The sequence below is a fragment of the Antarcticibacterium sp. 1MA-6-2 genome (assembly GCF_021535135.1).
Lineage (GTDB): Bacteria > Bacteroidota > Bacteroidia > Flavobacteriales > Flavobacteriaceae > Gillisia.
Window position 1 is genome coordinate 71,606 of record NZ_CP091036.1, and the last position, 16,716, is coordinate 88,321.

General features: G+C 36.3%; 17 protein-coding genes and 2 pseudogenes. All 19 read left to right on the forward strand.

Annotated features, from left to right (window positions below; all coding sequences use genetic code 11):
- Window positions 1-10 precede the first annotated feature (10 nt).
- The 19 genes and pseudogenes from LZ575_RS00290 to neuB all read left to right on the forward strand — a co-directional run bounded on the left by LZ575_RS00290 (window position 11) and on the right by neuB (window position 16,714).
- A pseudogene (locus tag LZ575_RS00290) lies at window positions 11-1,037 on the forward strand (NAD-dependent epimerase).
- A gap of 63 nt (window positions 1,038-1,100) precedes the next feature.
- A complete protein-coding gene (gene cysQ, locus LZ575_RS00295) occupies window positions 1,101-1,904 on the forward strand; it encodes a 3'(2'),5'-bisphosphate nucleotidase CysQ (RefSeq protein WP_235327508.1) in 804 nt (267 codons plus the stop codon).
- 40 nt (window positions 1,905-1,944) lie between these two features.
- A complete protein-coding gene (locus LZ575_RS00300) occupies window positions 1,945-2,319 on the forward strand; it encodes a DUF2061 domain-containing protein (RefSeq protein WP_235327510.1) in 375 nt (124 codons plus the stop codon).
- Between the two features lie 3 nt (window positions 2,320-2,322).
- Complete coding sequence (cysC, locus tag LZ575_RS00305) at window positions 2,323-2,928, forward strand: adenylyl-sulfate kinase (RefSeq protein WP_235327512.1); 606 nt, start codon at window positions 2,323-2,325, stop codon at window positions 2,926-2,928.
- Entirely contained in the window at window positions 2,921-3,826 is a 906-nt protein-coding gene (gene cysD, locus LZ575_RS00310; protein WP_235327514.1) for a sulfate adenylyltransferase subunit CysD, read from the forward strand. Before cysC ends, cysD begins: the two co-directional genes overlap by 8 nt.
- Before the next feature lie 78 nt (window positions 3,827-3,904).
- Entirely contained in the window at window positions 3,905-5,161 is a 1,257-nt protein-coding gene (locus tag LZ575_RS00315; protein ID WP_235327516.1) for a sulfate adenylyltransferase subunit 1, read from the forward strand.
- A 200-nt stretch (window positions 5,162-5,361) separates the two neighbouring features.
- Window positions 5,362-6,030 carry a sulfotransferase domain-containing protein gene (locus LZ575_RS00320; protein WP_235327518.1) on the forward strand — a complete coding sequence of 223 codons (669 nt, stop codon included), beginning with the start codon at window positions 5,362-5,364 and terminating at the stop codon, window positions 6,028-6,030.
- A 60-nt stretch (window positions 6,031-6,090) separates the two neighbouring features.
- Entirely contained in the window at window positions 6,091-6,912 is an 822-nt protein-coding gene (locus LZ575_RS00325; protein WP_235327520.1) for a polysaccharide pyruvyl transferase family protein, read from the forward strand.
- Between the two features lie 24 nt (window positions 6,913-6,936).
- On the forward strand, window positions 6,937-7,833 hold the full coding sequence (gene rfbA, locus LZ575_RS00330) for a glucose-1-phosphate thymidylyltransferase RfbA (protein ID WP_235327522.1): 897 nt from the start codon (window positions 6,937-6,939) through the stop codon (window positions 7,831-7,833).
- A gap of 13 nt (window positions 7,834-7,846) precedes the next feature.
- The gene (locus tag LZ575_RS00335) at window positions 7,847-8,131 is read left to right on the forward strand and encodes an FdtA/QdtA family cupin domain-containing protein (RefSeq protein WP_235327524.1); all 285 of its coding nucleotides are present in this window, start codon (window positions 7,847-7,849) and stop codon (window positions 8,129-8,131) included.
- Window positions 8,132-8,141: 10 nt separating this feature from the next.
- Window positions 8,142-8,252 carry a WxcM-like domain-containing protein gene (locus LZ575_RS00340; protein WP_235327526.1) on the forward strand — a complete coding sequence of 37 codons (111 nt, stop codon included), beginning with the start codon at window positions 8,142-8,144 and terminating at the stop codon, window positions 8,250-8,252.
- Complete coding sequence (locus tag LZ575_RS00345) at window positions 8,249-8,674, forward strand: FdtA/QdtA family cupin domain-containing protein (RefSeq protein ID WP_235327528.1); 426 nt, start codon at window positions 8,249-8,251, stop codon at window positions 8,672-8,674. Before LZ575_RS00340 ends, LZ575_RS00345 begins: the two co-directional genes overlap by 4 nt.
- 29 nt (window positions 8,675-8,703) lie before the next feature.
- Window positions 8,704-10,122: an NDP-hexose 2,3-dehydratase family protein gene (locus LZ575_RS00350; protein WP_235327530.1), complete on the forward strand. Its 1,419-nt coding sequence runs from the start codon at window positions 8,704-8,706 to the stop codon at window positions 10,120-10,122.
- The gene (locus LZ575_RS00355; RefSeq protein ID WP_235327532.1) at window positions 10,122-11,033 is read left to right on the forward strand and encodes a Gfo/Idh/MocA family protein; all 912 of its coding nucleotides are present in this window, start codon (window positions 10,122-10,124) and stop codon (window positions 11,031-11,033) included. Before LZ575_RS00350 ends, LZ575_RS00355 begins: the two co-directional genes overlap by 1 nt.
- A gap of 100 nt (window positions 11,034-11,133) precedes the next feature.
- On the forward strand, window positions 11,134-12,117 hold the full coding sequence (locus LZ575_RS00360) for a glycosyltransferase family 2 protein (RefSeq protein ID WP_235327534.1): 984 nt from the start codon (window positions 11,134-11,136) through the stop codon (window positions 12,115-12,117).
- 713 nt (window positions 12,118-12,830) lie between these two features.
- Window positions 12,831-13,733, forward strand: a complete 903-nt coding sequence (locus LZ575_RS00365; protein WP_235327536.1) for a hypothetical protein — start codon at window positions 12,831-12,833, stop codon at window positions 13,731-13,733.
- A gap of 141 nt (window positions 13,734-13,874) precedes the next feature.
- Complete coding sequence (locus tag LZ575_RS00370) at window positions 13,875-15,062, forward strand: UDP-N-acetylglucosamine 4,6-dehydratase (RefSeq protein WP_235327538.1); 1,188 nt, start codon at window positions 13,875-13,877, stop codon at window positions 15,060-15,062.
- A 23-nt stretch (window positions 15,063-15,085) separates the two neighbouring features.
- Window positions 15,086-15,706, forward strand: coding sequence for an acetyltransferase (locus tag LZ575_RS00375; protein ID WP_235327540.1), 621 nt, complete (start codon window positions 15,086-15,088; stop codon window positions 15,704-15,706).
- Window positions 15,703-16,714: pseudogene (gene neuB / locus LZ575_RS00380) on the forward strand (N-acetylneuraminate synthase). Before LZ575_RS00375 ends, neuB begins: the two are co-directional and overlap by 4 nt.
- Window positions 16,715-16,716 lie beyond the last annotated feature (2 nt).

The window sequence follows — 16,716 nt, forward strand, 5'->3', positions numbered from 1 at the left end:
TTGATTTTTAATGAGTAAAATTTTAATTACAGGCGCTGCTGGTTTTATAGGTTTTCACCTGGCGAAAAAGCTTTTGGATGACGGCTATCAGGTGGTTGGTATAGATAATATCAATGACTATTACGACATCAACTTAAAATTTGGAAGATTAAAAGAATTAGGTGTTAGTCGTAAAGAAGCAGAAAAATATAATTTGGAAGCTAATAGTGAACGGTATTCTAATTTTAAATTTATCAGAATAAACCTAGAAGACAGGGAAAATCTGCCCGTCCTATTTAAAGATCATTCTTTTTCTGCAGTTTGTAATCTGGCCGCACAGGCAGGGGTAAGGTATAGTATTGAAAATCCGGAAGCTTATGTAGATTCTAATATAACTGGATTTTTAAATATTTTGGAAGGCTGCAGGAATAATAATGTTCAGCACCTTGTGTATGCCAGTAGTTCAAGCGTTTATGGTCAAAATGAGAAAGTTCCCTTCTCTGTAGAAGATAATGTAGACCATCCTATTAGTTTATATGCGGCAACAAAGAAAAGCAATGAGTTAATGGCTTATACATATAGTCATTTATACGGATTTAAAACTACGGGATTAAGATTTTTTACAGTTTACGGCCCATGGGGACGTCCCGACATGGCTATGTTTTTATTTACTGATGCCATTATAAAAGACCAGCCAATTAAGGTTTTTAATCAGGGTAATCTTGAGCGGGACTTTACTTATATAGATGATATTATAGAGGGAATTGTTAAGGTGATAAAAGCAGAACCTGAAGCAACTTAGCGAAGTTGCAAATTATTCACTATACAACATAGGTAACAGTAAACCTGTAAAGTTGCTCGATTTTATTAATGAGATTGAAAAAAATCTCGGAAAGGAGGCAAAGAAAGAAATGTTGCCAATGCAACCCGGAGATGTGAATAGAACGTGGGCAGATGTAGAAACACTCAAGAAGGATTTTGATTATAATCCTTCAACTCCTATTGAACAAGGAGTTGGGGCATTTGTTGATTGGTACAGATCCTACTATAAAACTTAAAACCCAATTTTAAATCTAAATAATTGAATTTTTTGTACTATGAATTTACAGCTATAGGAATATATGAAAAATAAAGAATTAATTTTAGCAATGAAAGCGGCTTTTGCTGGAGGAGAAGAGATCATGAAGATCTACAATAGTGGTGAATTTGAGATAGTTCAAAAAACTGATAATTCTCCTTTAACAATAGCAGATAAAAATGCTAATGAGGTAATTCTTTCTTTTCTTAAAGAAACAACTATACCTGTTATAAGTGAAGAAAATAAGGAGCTGCCTTATGATCAAAGGAAAAAGTGGAGTAAATGTTGGATTGTAGATCCGCTTGATGGAACTAAAGAGTTTATTAAGAAAAATGGAGAATTTACTGTAAATATAGCACTTATTGAAAATAATAAACCCGTGCTGGGAGTAATTTATATTCCTGTAACGGAAACTATGTATTTTGCAAATGTTAAGGAAAACAAAAGTTACAGGGTTAAATTGAAAAAGGAAGAGAATATGGAATTAGCTTTATCTCGTGCAGATGAGTTACATCCTTCCAATAATAAGAACAAGATAAGAGTGGTTGGTAGTAGGTCCCATATGAACACTGAGACTATGGATTATATTGACTCGTTAAAAAAAACCTCTGGTAAAGAAATAGAAATAGTCTCAAAAGGGAGTTCATTAAAATTTTGCCTCGTTGCTGAAGGATTGGCAGAGGTTTATCCTCGTTTTGCCCCTACAATGGAGTGGGACACAGCTGCAGGTCAGGCTATTTGTGAAGCAGTTGGCATTAAAGTTATTGATAAAACTACGTCTGAACCAATGCTTTATAATAGAGAGAATCTATTAAACAACTATTTTTTAGTTTCTAATCTTGGGTAAAGCATATAAACGCCATATTGCAAAAAGTATAACCTGGCGAATGGTAGGAACCATTGACACAATTCTTTTGTCATGGTTTGTAACAGGAAATCCTTTGACCGGGTTAAAAATTGGATTAGCAGAGGTAATAACTAAGATGCTGCTTTATTATTTCCACGAGCGTTTTTGGTTTAATGTTAAGGCAGGTGTAACTAAAAATGGTGATAGTAGGAAAAGGCATTTGGCTAAAACTGTGACTTGGCGAATTGTTGGTACTATAGATACTATGATTTTGGCTTGGATAATTTCCGGTGATCCTATGGTTGGTTTACAGGTAGGTATAGCAGAGGTAATTACGAAAATGGTTCTTTACTACCTACATGAGAGAGTTTGGTATAAAATAGATTTCGGTCTTGAGAACAGGAGAAAGGATTAAATAATGAGCAGTAACATTACAGGACATAGTTTTCATATTAACAGAGCTGCGAGAAATGATTTAAAGGGTCACAGTTCTTTTGTGGTATGGTTTACAGGCCTGTCTGGATCTGGCAAGTCTACACTTTCCAACGCTATAGAGGTTGCTCTTATAAACAAAAGGGTCCATACCTATAGCCTGGATGGTGATAATATCAGGTTAGGACTTAATAAAGGTTTAGGTTTTCAAAGAGAAGATAGAAGAGAAAATCTGCGAAGGATTGCCGAAGTTGCCAGGCTTTTTGTAGATTCGGGAGTTGTGGTGCTGGCATCATTTGTTTCACCTTTGCAAAAAGACAGAGATTTAATACGGAATATAATTGGCGACGATGATTATGTTGAGGTTTTTGTGAATACACCAATTGAAGAATGTGAAAAAAGAGATGTTAAGGGATTGTATAAGAAAGCAAGAGCAGGAGAAATCTCTAATTTTACTGGGATAGATGCCCCTTATGAATCACCCGTGAATCCAGATATAGAAATTGATGGTAAAACAGAAAGTATAGAAGAATCAGAAAAAATTATACTTCAATATCTCTCTAAAAAATTAGACATAAAAGAACATGAATAAGTATTACCTTAATTACCTCGACGAGTTAGAATCTGAAGCAATTTATATCCTCCGGGAAGTTTGGGCTCAGTTTGAAAGACCCGTTATTCTTTTTTCCGGAGGAAAAGATTCCATTCTTGTAACACACCTTGCAAAAAAAGCTTTTTTTCCAAGTAAAATTCCTTTTGCATTAGTTCACGTAGATACTAGTCATAATTTTCCAGAGACAATGGAATTTCGGGATCAATTAGTAAGAGAATTAGGTGTGGAATTAATTGTGGGATCTGTGCAGGAATCGATTGATCGAGGAAGGGTAGCCGAAGAAAAAGGAAAAAGTGCTACCCGAAATGCTCTTCAAATCACCACTCTTCTTGATACTATTGAAGAACATAAAATCGACTGTGCTATAGGTGGAGGACGTCGCGATGAAGAAAAGGCCCGTGCGAAAGAACGTTTTTTCTCCCACAGGGATGATTTTGGACAGTGGGATCCAAAAAATCAAAGACCGGAGTTATGGAATTTGTTGAATGGAAAACATTTTGAAGGTGAACATTTCAGAGCCTTTCCTATTAGCAACTGGACAGAAATGGATGTTTGGAATTATATTAAAAGAGAAAATATAAGCATTCCATCTCTTTACCTGGCGCACCGACGGGAAGTAGTATGGAGGAATAATTCGTGGATACCGGTTTCTGAACATCTTACTTTGGATGAAGGTGAGAGAGTAGAAACAAAAAATATAAGATTTAGAACTTTGGGAGACATTACAATTACCGGAGGAATAGAATCTGAAGCAAATACTCTGGAGAAAATTGCTCTTGAAGTAGCAGCGATGAAGAAGACGGAAAGAGGTGATAGATCTGATGATAAAAGATCTGAAACAGCAATGGAGGACCGGAAGAGACAGGGTTATTTCTAGAATGACAAAGATTAGGACAATTTAAAAATTTTAAAACAACCTTCTTTATCTACAATAAGTTAAGGTGTTACTATAACTATGGAAATAAACAATAATCAATTATTAAGATTTTCAACTGCAGGAAGCGTTGATGACGGGAAGAGTACCTTAATAGGGAGATTACTTTATGATTCTAAATCTATTTTTGAGGACCAGATACAATCTGTCACTGCAACCAGTCAAAAAAGAGGTTATGAAGGTGTAGATATGGCCTTATTTACCGATGGATTAAAGGATGAGAGAGAGCAGGGTATTACCATAGATGTTGCGTATAGATATTTTACCACTCCCAAGAGAAAATTTATTATAGCAGATACTCCAGGACATATCCAGTATACGAGGAACATGGTTACAGGAGCTTCAACAGCGAATGCTGCTTTAATACTTATAGATGCACGGCACGGGGTAATAGAACAAACTAAACGTCATTCCTTTATAGCATCATTGCTTAATATTCCACATATTGTTGTTTGTGTCAATAAGATGGATCTTGTAGATTATTCTGAAGAAGTTTTTAATAAGATTAATTCCCAATTTGAAGAATTTTCTTCTAAACTACTTGTGAAAGATGTTCAATTTATTCCTATTAGTGCCTTACTAGGTGATAATGTGGTTAATAGATCGAAGCATATGGATTGGTACCAGGGTGGAACTCTTTTAAATACTTTGGAAACTTTACATATTAGCAGTGACTTAAACAAAATAGATGCTCGTTTTGCAGTTCAAACAGTTCTACGCCCACAACGGGATGGGTTCATCGACTATCGTGGATATGCAGGAAGAGTATCAAGTGGTATATATAGAGTGGGAGATGAGGTAGCGGTATTACCTTCTGGATTTACTTCAAAAATAAAATCAATTAATTGTGGGGAGCAGAAACTGAATGAGGCGTATGCTCCAATGTCTATAGCTATAACACTAGAAGATGATATTGATGTTAGTAGGGGTGATATGATTGTTAAAAAAAATAACCAACCGGAAACTTCCCAGGAATTTGATGTGATGCTGTGTTGGTTAAATAATACTTCAGCAAAACCAAGGACGAAGTATATTATCCAGCATACTTCTAATGAAGAAAGAGCCATGATAAAAGATGTACTTTATAAGATCGATATTAATACATATGATCGTATTAAAGAAGATAAAGATTTGAAGATGAATGACATTGCACGTGTTACCATTCGTACCACACATAGACTTATGATAGACTCTTATAGAGATAACCGCAATACAGGAAGCATTATTCTTATAGATGAATCTACAAATGAGACAGTTGCTGCAGGTATGATTATTTAATTTTTGATAGAAAATTATGCCTCTACCAAATTTTATTATAATCGGTGCTATGAAATCAGGTACAAGCACTCTCCATTCCAACCTGCAATTGCATCCTGAAATTGGAATGAGCAAGTTAAAAGAACCTCATTATTTTGATAAGTTCTTTAACAAACCCTTATCTTATTATATGGATCAATTTTCAAATGATAAAAGGCTAAATGGAGAGTCTACACTCTACTTATACCTGGAACCACGTATTTCCTGAAGTGCCTAAAAGAATTTTTGATTCTGTTCCCAATGTTAAACTTATTTATCTTTTAAGAGATCCAATTGACAGAATAATTTCTCATTTACATCACGACCTGTACAGGGGAAGGTTTAAGTATAAAAATGTTGATGAGGTCGTTTTGGCTGATTCCAACTATGTTCAGATTAGCCAGTATTATACCCAATTAAGTTATTATCTGCAGTACTTTGATATGGAAAATATCCTTATCATGGAAACAAGTTCTTTGCAAAAGGATACAAATCAGGCATTGAACGAAATTTGCAGATTTTTAGGAGCACAACAATTTGACTTCTCGAAATGGATTAAGGCCCGAAACCAAAGTTCCCGAAAATATCTCATTCGTTACTATGATATTGCTCACAAATATTTGCCGCGGCAAATGTCAAGACTGTATCATTTATTGTTCTACGTTGCAAATGAAAAAATAGCAAGACCAATATTGAGCGAGACCACTCTTTTAGAACTTAAATACAGATTAGCTACTGACATTAACGAACTAAAAAAGATTTCAGGAAAGGAGTTCAAAAGCTGGAAGACTTATAATTCAATTGACTTAAAAAACGAGGTGGTTATAAATACTTCAGAAAAGTCGTATTGAGTTTCAGGACTCAATGGTAGGTAAATACATGAGCTAAAAAGATATAACAAAATCAAACTAATGTTAGGAAGAATAAAAAAACACGTAGGAGTCCTTACCAATAGTAATAAACGTATTGTAAAATGGTCCAGCGGCAAGTATACTTCCAATAACATTGGAGATGTTTTAAACGAGTACCTGTTTGAAAAGATTTTTAAAAAAGAAGTAGTGAGTTACCGGGAAGTGCTAAACGTTGGTGTACCACCTGTTTATTCATTTATAGGAAGTGTTCTGGATAATTCTGCTGTAAAAAATCTTACTGTAATGGGGTCGGGATTTAAACGGGAAACTTCAAAAATGGTAGTAAAGCCTAAAAAAGTGATCTCCTGCCGCGGACCTCTTACACGAGGGAAACTTATTAAAATGGGCCTGGAAGTGCCTGAAGTTTATGGTGACCCAGCAATTTTACTACCTCAATTTTACAAACCCACTGTTGAAAAGAAGTATAGAATGGGACTTATACCGCATTATGTGGACAAAGATCTGGAAATTGTGGAGAAATGGAGTAGTAAAAGTGACGTTAAAAATATCGATGTTTTCTCACCCATGGAAACTTTTGTGGCAGATCTAAAATCTTGTGATTTTACTGTGTCGAGTTCTCTTCATGGAGTCATTTTATCTCACGCATACGGAATTCCTTCTGCCTGGGCTCCTTTAAGTGGTAAGCTGGCAGGAGGAGGTTTTAAATTTAATGATTACTACCAGTCAGTAAAAGCTGAAACAAAAAAAATTCAACTTCAGGATTTCAATTCTCCTTCAGAAGTTGAGAAGCATACTTCACTTCCTCAACTCTCGGAAATTTCAGAAAAATTACTAAATACTCTTAAAGCTGTAAAAGTCTAAGGGAGCTAATTTAAAAGACAAGAAATGAAAGGAATTATACTTGCAGGCGGAACCGGAACCAGATTGTTTCCCATTACAATTTCAGTAAGTAAGCAACTTCTACCTGTTTATGATAAACCTATGATCTATTATCCGCTTTCAGTTTTAATGTTAGCGGGAATAAAAGAAATTCTTTTAATTACAACACCTCATGATCAGAAAGCTTTTAAAAAACTTCTGGGAGACGGGTCACAGGTGGGATGTAAATTCTCTTATGAAGTACAGGAGGAGCCTAAGGGGCTTGCAGAAGCTTTTACAATTGGAGAAGAATTTATTGGCAATGATAAAGTTGCGCTGGTTTTAGGTGATAATATTTTCTACGGAAGTGGTTTGGTCAATCTTTTAAGAAGTAAAGTAAATATTAACGGAGCATCAATTTTTGCGTTTCCTGTTAAAGATCCGGAGCGATATGGAGTTGTGGAATTTGACGAGGATAATAAAGTAAAGAGTATAGAAGAAAAACCGAAAAAGCCGAAGTCGAAATACGCGATTCCGGGACTATACTTTTACGATAATAAGGTGGTGGAATTCGCAAAAAATGTAAAACCTTCAGCAAGGGGAGAAAAAGAAATTTCTACAATTAACCAAATGTACCTGGACGCTTATGAACTCGAAGTGGGAGTTATGACCAGGGGTAGCAGCTGGTTTGATACAGGTACGGTTGAGTCTCTTGACGACGCGACAGAATTTATTAGGGTACTGCAAAATCGCCAGAGTACGATGATAGGTTGTATAGAAGAAGTGGCCTATAGAAGTGGTTTTATTGATAAACCTACTCTTCATAAATTGTCTAAAAGATATGGTAAATCTAAATATGGTACTTACTTAAGGGAAATAGCATCAACTATTCCTGTAAAAGAAATTGACAATTTCAGTAGATAAATTTATATAAGTTATGAATTTGGAACCTCATATAATTACTCTTTCAAAGAATGCAAACCCCGAGAGAGGTAATCTCACCTATATCGAGAAAGATTTACATATTCCTTTTGCTATAAAGAGAACCTCCTGGCTCTATCGTGTGCCGGGGGATACTGCAATGAAAGGGTATGCCTATAAAAATCAGGAAAATTTTATTATTCCTCTTTCCGGAAGTTTGGATGTTGTTCTGGACAACGGAAGAATAAAGGAAAAATTTCAATTAAATGCTGCCAATAAAGGTTTATACGTGCCTGCTTAACTGGATACAAATGAGTAATTTCTCTACCAATGCTATGGTTATGTTCCTTGGATCTGCCAGTAATGACCAGGAAGATATAATTAGAGATTACGAAGAATTTCAAAAGATGAAGAATCTATGAAAAATTTTACAGTTCACGACTGCCATCTTGTACCATTAGAGACAATTTCGGGTCCTGAAGGTAATATGATAACCGTAAAAGGTGAAGAAACTATTCCTTTTGATGTAAAACGTATATATTATCTATACGATATTCCTGAGGGAGGATCCCGGGGTGCGCATGCCCACGAAGACCTTTATCAATTAATAGTAGCGACGGGTGGAAGTTTTGATATGCTTCTTGATGATGGTGTAAATAAACGAGTAGTTAAACTTAATCAGCCTAATTATGGGCTTTATGTAGTGCCGGGAATCTGGCGGGAGTTAATCGACTTTTCATACGGTGCGGTATGTTTGGTCTTGGCTTCGCTCACATATGAAGATAACATTGTCATTAGGGATTACGACGATTTCCGGAAGTTTAAAAATCTTGATCAGAAATAGAGCAAATAATAAATACTATTCCGCTAAGGATGAACGACCACATTAATTTATTTCTAAAAAGTCTTTTGGACAGGGAGAATTCTCTGAACAAAACCTCCTATGCATTAGAGTGGATAAGGGATCAAAATGAAATGGTGGAAGTAAAGGTGAGCCAAATTCCATTTTACAAACTCAAAAATTGGAAACTGACTGAAGAAAAGTTGCATCACGAATCGGGTAAGTTTTTCTCTATTGATGGGATCGATGTTAAGACCAACGCAGGAAATGTTCATCATTGGCAACAGCCAATTATAAATCAGCCGGAAATAGGCTATTTGGGATTTATTACCAAAGAATTTAACGGAGTGCTTCATTTTTTAATGCAGGCAAAGATTGAACCCGGAAACATCAATTATGTACAATTATCGCCGTCCCTTCAGGCAACCAGGAGTAATTATTCCCGGGTACATAAAGGAAATGCTCCTGCATATCTCGAATATTTTCAGAATGCCACAAAAGAAGAGATATTACTGGATCAGCTCCAGTCAGAACAGGGGGCGAGATTTCTAAAAAAGCGTAATAGAAATATTATTATCAAAATAGAAAAGGAAATTGAGGTTCTTGAAAATTTCCTTTGGCTCACATTAGCTCAGATAAAGGAGTTAATGCGCTATGATAATGTTATAAATATGGATACCCGTACGGTAATTTCAGGTATTCCTCTGGGGGATTTTTCTCTCGAAAGTATCGAAGTGATAAGAACGATGAGTAACATTTGCTTCACAAAATATACTGAGGCATTATTAAGATCTTCTTCTTATGAGGCACAGAGCTACAACAGTCTCAACGATGTTATATTATTCATTACCAATCAAAAGTGTAACTACGACCTGGAAGTTCAGAAGATGCCGCTAAGTGATCTTAAAGACTGGGTTATAGGAGAAAATTCTATACATCATAAGGATAGGAAGTATTTTGAAATAATAGCTGCCGATATAAAAATAGGGAACAGGGAAGTGATCAACTGGAGCCAGCCTATGGTGAGACCAGTGCAGGAAGGAATCTGTGCCTTTATTTGTAAGAGCATTAATGGAGTACTACATTTTATAGTTCAGGCAAAATTAGAATGCGGAAATTTTGATGTTATTGAGTTTGCCCCAACAGTACAATGCCTTACAGATAACTACAGAACTGAATATTCACTGGGAGCACTTCCGTTTTTAAAAGAAGTTCTTAACGCGAAGCCTGAAAATATCATTTTTGATACTTTTCAATCTGAAGAGGGTGGACGTTTTTACAGAGAGCAGAACAAGAGCATGGTTATTTTTGCAGATGAGGGTTTCCCGATAGAACTACCGGAGAATTATATCTGGATGACCTACAGCCAGATGCAAACTTTTATGAAACATAATAATTACGTGAATATTCAGGCAAGAAGCTTGTTGTCTGCGTTAACCTTTGACCTTTAATGGAAGAAAAAGCAAACAAAATAAGAATAGGTGTTCTTGGAGCCGCTAATATTGCCGTTCGATCTGTCATTCCGGCCATAGAATCTCTTCAGGAAAGATTTGAGCTGGTTGGTATTGGATCAAGAAGTGCCTCTAAAAAGCAGGATGTTGATCAACAGAAATTAATTGAAGGATATGATAATCTTTTGGATAATTTTTCTTTGGATGCCGTCTATATTCCTTTACCAAATTCCCTTCATTTTGAGTGGGTGAGAAAAGCCCTTGAAAGAGGTATTCACGTGCTGGTTGAAAAATCTCTGGGTTGTAGTTACGAAGAGGTAGTTGAACTTAATAAGCTTGCTTCGGAAAAAGATCTTGTTCTTGTAGAAAACTTCCAGTTTCGGTTCCACTCCCAGTTGAAATATGTTTTAGACGTTTTAAAGGATGGAAAACTAGGAGAACTGCGAATTGTAAGAAGTACTTTCTGTTTTCCGCCTTTTCCTGATAAGGAAAATATCCGTTACAAGGAAGAACTTGGTGGAGGTGCTCTATTGGATGCCGGAGCTTATCCGGTGAAGATTTCTCAATTATTGCTGGGAAATGACCTTCAGGTTACTTCTGCAGTGCTCAATAACGAAGATCAGGAAGTTGACATTTGGGGAGGAGCTTTTCTTCAGCAAAAGAATGGAAAATTGTTTTCAGAAATAGCTTTTGGTTTTGATAACTACTATCAGTGTAGTGTGGAATTAGTGGGATCTAAAGGTAGACTTTATACCAACAGAATTTTTACTGCCGGGGAGGCAGTAACTCCTACTATACTTCTTGAAACAAATTCAGAGGGACCAAAGGAAATAAAACTGAACCCTGATAATCACTTTAGGAATATGCTTGTTCATTTTTCTGAGCTTATTAAAGGTAATCAGGATGCTTAGTGACGAATATAACGCAAATGTTAATCAGGCTCGTTTACTGCAGGAGGTAAGAACCCTGGCGGCTAAAAATTTGAGGTAAACAACGACTAAAAACTTATTTATGCCACATATTTCCATTGTTAGCCCTATTTACAATGCTGGAAAAATTATTCCTGAACTTATCCGGCGCATTGAAGCCAGCGTTGAGGTGATCACGGCTGACTATGAAATAATTTTTGTAGAGGACGGCGGACCTGATAATTCCTGGGAAGTAATCCAGCAATATGCGGTAGAGAGGCCAAAATTAAAAGGTTATAAACTCAGCAGAAATTTTGGACAACATTATGCTGTAACCGCCGGATTAGATCTTGCTAAAGGAGATTGGGTAGTGGTTATGGATTGCGATTTACAGGACCAACCTGAAGAAATTGAGAAGTTGTATTTAAAAGCACAGGAAGGTTACGATCTTGTGCTGGCACAGCGAATGGAGAGGAAAGATAATGCTTTAAAAAAGTTGTTCTCAAAGAGCTTCAACAGGACATTAGGTTACCTTACCGGAGCCGAACAGGATGAAACTGTGGGTAGCTTTGGTATTTACAGTAGAAAGGTGGTGAATGCCATAGTCTCAATGAGGGAATCTATAAGATATTTTCCTACAATGGTGAAGTGGGTTGGTTTTAAAACTGCTAAAGTTGAAGTTGCGCATAATTACAGGGAGGAAGGTAAGTCAAATTACAGTGTGGGAAAACTGTTTAAACTGGCCACAGATATTATTCTTGCTTATTCGGACAAGCCATTGAGACTGCTGGTTTCTTCAGGACTAATTATTTCCATTATTTCCTTTCTCGTGGCGGTCTTTTATTTTCTGAAATGGTTAATTGATGGAGTAGATGTTTTAGGATTTACCAGTTTAATTATTTCTATCTGGTTGCTTTCGGGGATTATAATACTTACACTGGGAATTGTTGGGCTTTATGTCGGAAAAATTTTCGAAGGAGTAAAGAACAGACCCCTATATATTATTTCTGAAGAAGTAAATCATCAAAAGGAGAATTCTGAAGATTTTCGTTTAAAAGGCTTTCCGTCCCCAAATTTGCAGCGGTAGAGTTTTCGCCTCTTCTACTGAAAAGTTTTAATCTAATTAAAGTTCTTAATGTTCGGCAGAATTGAAAAAATAACATATCTGGTTTTCTTTTTATCTAATTTTTTAATGCTGATCAATCCCGGTATTTTTTGGGATGACTGGGGGCTTTATAATATGAGTGATAAAGGAATAATGAGCCAGTATTACGGTAACGGAATTATTGTCTTTGGTTATGTTCACCTGTTTCTGAAGTCTTTGGGAGGATCCCCATTTCTGTATCACCTGCTTACTTTTTTACTTCAGTTACTTTCAATTTTTACATTATTTCGAATAACAGATAGAGTCTCACCAAAAGGGAATAACAGGATCTACCTATTATTTTCGGTTCTAATATTCACAATATTCCCGTATTACGATTCGAAAATAACGATGATCGTATTTCCCTATACGCTTTGTTTAACTCTCTTTGTTGTTGCAACATACTTTTTATTCAGGTTTAGAGAAAGCAAAGGGATTGGCTATAGGCTATTGTCATTGCTCTTTTTTTCCTTTCCTTTTTTACCAATTCTCTACTATTCTTTTACGTTGTTCCTTTGTTTTTTGCTTTTTTCTATACAAGCTTTACCTATCCCTTTAGCTTAGAAAATGTAAAGAATTGGTTTATTATTATCCTTAAGAGAATAGACTTTTTTCTATTGCCTATCGTTTTTTGGATAATGAGGCTTAACTTCTTTATGCCATCTCAGCAATATGAAGCACTTGGCTATAACGAGGTCAACCTGGAAACATTAATTCAAATTCCTTACAGAACAGCAGTTCTTTTAAAGATCTTTGTTACAGATCTGTTCCCGTTCGTGACGGAGTCTTTTGAATATCCTGAACTTTGGATACTTTTTGCAGCCACAGCTTTTGGGATTTACTCTGCTTTGTCCAATATCGATCTTAAAATACAAGTTTCCTGGAAAATGCTCGCCTGGGGAATAATAATCTTTTTTGCAGGAGCTTTTCCTTATTTGATGGTGAACAAATATCCCACTTATATAGATTATATGTCGCGGCATCAACTCCTAATTGGGTTTGGGGCCAGTCTCAGCTTTTGTGCACTAATTTTTCTCCTAAAGTCGCCTCTTGCTAAACGTGTGCTGCTATCTGGAAGTATTGCAGCTTTTATTTGTTTAAATGTATTCATCCAATTTAGCTTTTTCAAGGGATATGTAAAGCAGGAAGTTTTTCGGGATTATTTTGCTGCAGAAGATCTTAGCAGCCAATCTTCCCAAACCATTTTGCTTGAAGATGCAACTTTAGACTTTACCCAAAAAGGAAATCCGGTGAAATTCTATGCATTTGCGGGAATGCTTAAACAGAAGAATGAAAAAGAAAATATAGTAATAATTCCTGAAGAAATTCTGAACAAATTTATAGCGATTGACTTGTTTTCAATGATCGAACCCTATAGTTACCAATACAATCTTTCAGATTATAAATATACAGAACCAGATCAAAGACTTGTCGTGAAATATTCCGAAGAGGAAAAACCTCTTTTTCCAATTTTTACCTACTATGGACAATTTTTCTCCGGTAACAAAAGTGAGTGGAATAAATATTTTGATTTTCAGTTGAAGCCTTTGGAGGAATAACAGGATACTCACTAATAATGTCAAATTTCCTATTCGGTAGGAAGGGTTTTATATTTTTTTTATAATATTAAAAGAACCTTAAGCTTTAACATATGCGTAAATTCGCTGTGTAAAAGGTAATTGGCTTAAAAAATTTACAAATTGGATATTTTAAAACTTATAGGAAGAACAAAAGCCCTTTTTGATGCTGACATTCGCGAGCACGAAAATGAGTTGCAGGAGATTATTACCAGTTCTTCATTTCTTGTTTTGGGAGGTGCGGGTTCTATAGGCCAGGCTGTAACAAAAGAGATCTTTAAAAGGAATCCGAAGAAACTTCATGTAGTTGATATTAGCGAAAATAATCTGGTTGAAGTTGTGAGGGATATAAGAAGTTCTTTTGGTTATATCTCAGGAGACTTTAGAACATTTGCCCTGGATATTGGTTCAGTTGAATATAAATCTTTCATTAAGGCAGATGGAGATTACGATTACGTTTTAAATCTTTCAGCTCTTAAGCATGTCCGCAGTGAAAAAGATCCATTTACGCTAATGCGGATGATAGATGTGAACATTTTTAATACAGATGAGACCATTCTTCAAAGTATAGAAAAGAAGACTAAAAAATATTTTTGCGTATCTACAGATAAGGCCGCAAACCCTGTAAATATGATGGGTGCTTCCAAGCGAATTATGGAAATGTTCCTGATGCGCAGGAGCCAGAATTTTACAATTTCAACAGCAAGATTCGCCAACGTAGCTTTTTCTGACGGTTCACTATTGCACAGCTTTAATCAAAGACTACAGAAAAATCAGCCTATCGTTGCTCCTAATGATGTAAGGAGATATTTTGTTACACCTCAGGAATCGGGTGAATTATGCTTGATGTCCTGCATTTTTGGGGAAAACAGGGATGTGTTCTTCCCGAAGCTAAGTGAAAAGTTACATCTAATAAGTTTTTCAGATATAGCAGTAAAATACCTGGAGCAAAAAGGATACGAAGCATACGAATGCGAAAATGAAGATGAGGCGAGAAATTTAATGGATGAGCTCCCGCAGCAAGGAAAATGGCCGTGTCTCTTCGCTCCAAGTGATACCACAGGAGAAAAAGATTTTGAAGAATTTTTTACCGATGAAGAAATCCTGGACCTCCACAGATTTGAAAGTCTTGGGATCATAAAAAATTCTTTAGATGTGCAAAATGAGAAGCTCGAGCATTTTGAAAAGGAGATCGAGAGGATGAGAAAAAATGAGGAATGGTCGAAGGAGGAAATCGCAGAGCTTTTTAATGAAATGATTCCAAATTTTGATCATCTCGAAAAAGGAAAATATTTAGATGCCAAAATGTAAAGCATTTGAACAACAGCGGGAATTTGAATAAAAAAGGAATTGTTATAGTCGGATATTCCGGGCACGGATTAGTAGTGGCAGATGCGGCTTTGGCAATGGGTCTTGATTTAAAATATTACTGCGAAAAAAATGAGAGGACAATAAATCCTTTTGACCTGAAGTATGCAGGATTTGAAGGTGATGAAGCATATAATTGGTCTGCAGAATATGATTATATACTTGGAATAGGGGATAACCGGATAAGAAGAAAAACAGGAGAGCTAATTACAGCGAATAATCGTAATTGTTTAAATGTTATTCATCCTTCGTCCACTGTTTCCAGATTGTCCCGAATGGGAATAGGTAATTTCATTAGCAGTGGAGTTCATTTAAATGCACTCGCCACAATTGGAAATTATTGTATAATGAATACGGGAGCAGTAGTTGAGCACGAATGTAGATTAGGAGATGCAGTCCATATAGCTCCGGGAGCTGTTTTGGCGGGTAATGTGTCCATTGGCAGTGGTTCCTTTGTTGGTGCCAATTCAGTAATAAAAGAAGGTGTGACAATAGGAGATAATGTCATTATAGGAGCAGGCACGGTCGTATTAAAGAACATAGAAAACAATAATAAAATTGTAGGAAATCCAGGAAGAGTTATATGAGGAAAGAAGTACTAATTATTGCGGAAGCAGGAGTTAACCACAACGGTAATTTTGAACAGGCTAAAAAACTGATCGATGCGGCTGCGGAAGCAGGTGCCGATTATGTCAAGTTTCAGACTTTTAAAGCTGATAAGCTGGTTACCAAATCTGCGCAACGTGCAGAGTACCAGAATTCCAATACGGGGGACACAGATTCTCAATACCAAATGCTTAAAAAACTGGAACTTTCTGAAGAAATGCACCAGTCCCTCATCGATTATTGTAACTCGAAATCAATAAAATTTCTTTCAACAGGCTTTGATCTTGACAGCCTGGAATTTTTAGATAATCTTGGGATCGAACTTTTTAAAGTTCCTTCAGGGGAACTGACGAACCTGATCTATCTGCGGAAAATAGCAAGTTTTGGTAAAACGGTAGTACTCTCTACAGGAATGGCTAATATGCAGGAAGTAGAAGCTGCTTTTAATGTTTTAACTTCTGAAGGAATAAAAAAAGAAGATATAACCATTCTACATTGTAATACAGAATATCCCACTCCGCTTAGCCGATGTAAATCTGAAGGCAATGAACAGCATAGGGAAAAACCTGGATGTAGCGATTGGCTATTCAGATCATACTCTCGGCATAGAAGTTCCCATTGCCGCCGTGGCTTTGGGTGCGACAGTGATTGAAAAACATTTCACCCTCGACAGAAATTTGCCCGGACCTGATCACAGAGCTTCTTTGGAACCTGATGAACTAAAGGCTATGGTGAGTGCTATTAGGAATATTGAACTGGCCATTGCAGGGAGCGGAGTCAAAGAACCTTCACCCTCAGAAAAGAAGAACATACAGTTTGGTCGAAAGAGTATCGTGGCTAAAAAAGATATAAAAAAGGGAGAATTACTTACTGAAGAAAATCTTACAGTAAAAAGGCCCGGAACAGGTATCTCTCCTATGGAATGGGACAATGTGCTCAATACTACGGCAAAGGCTGATTTTTCTGAAGATGAATTTATAAGTATCTAATT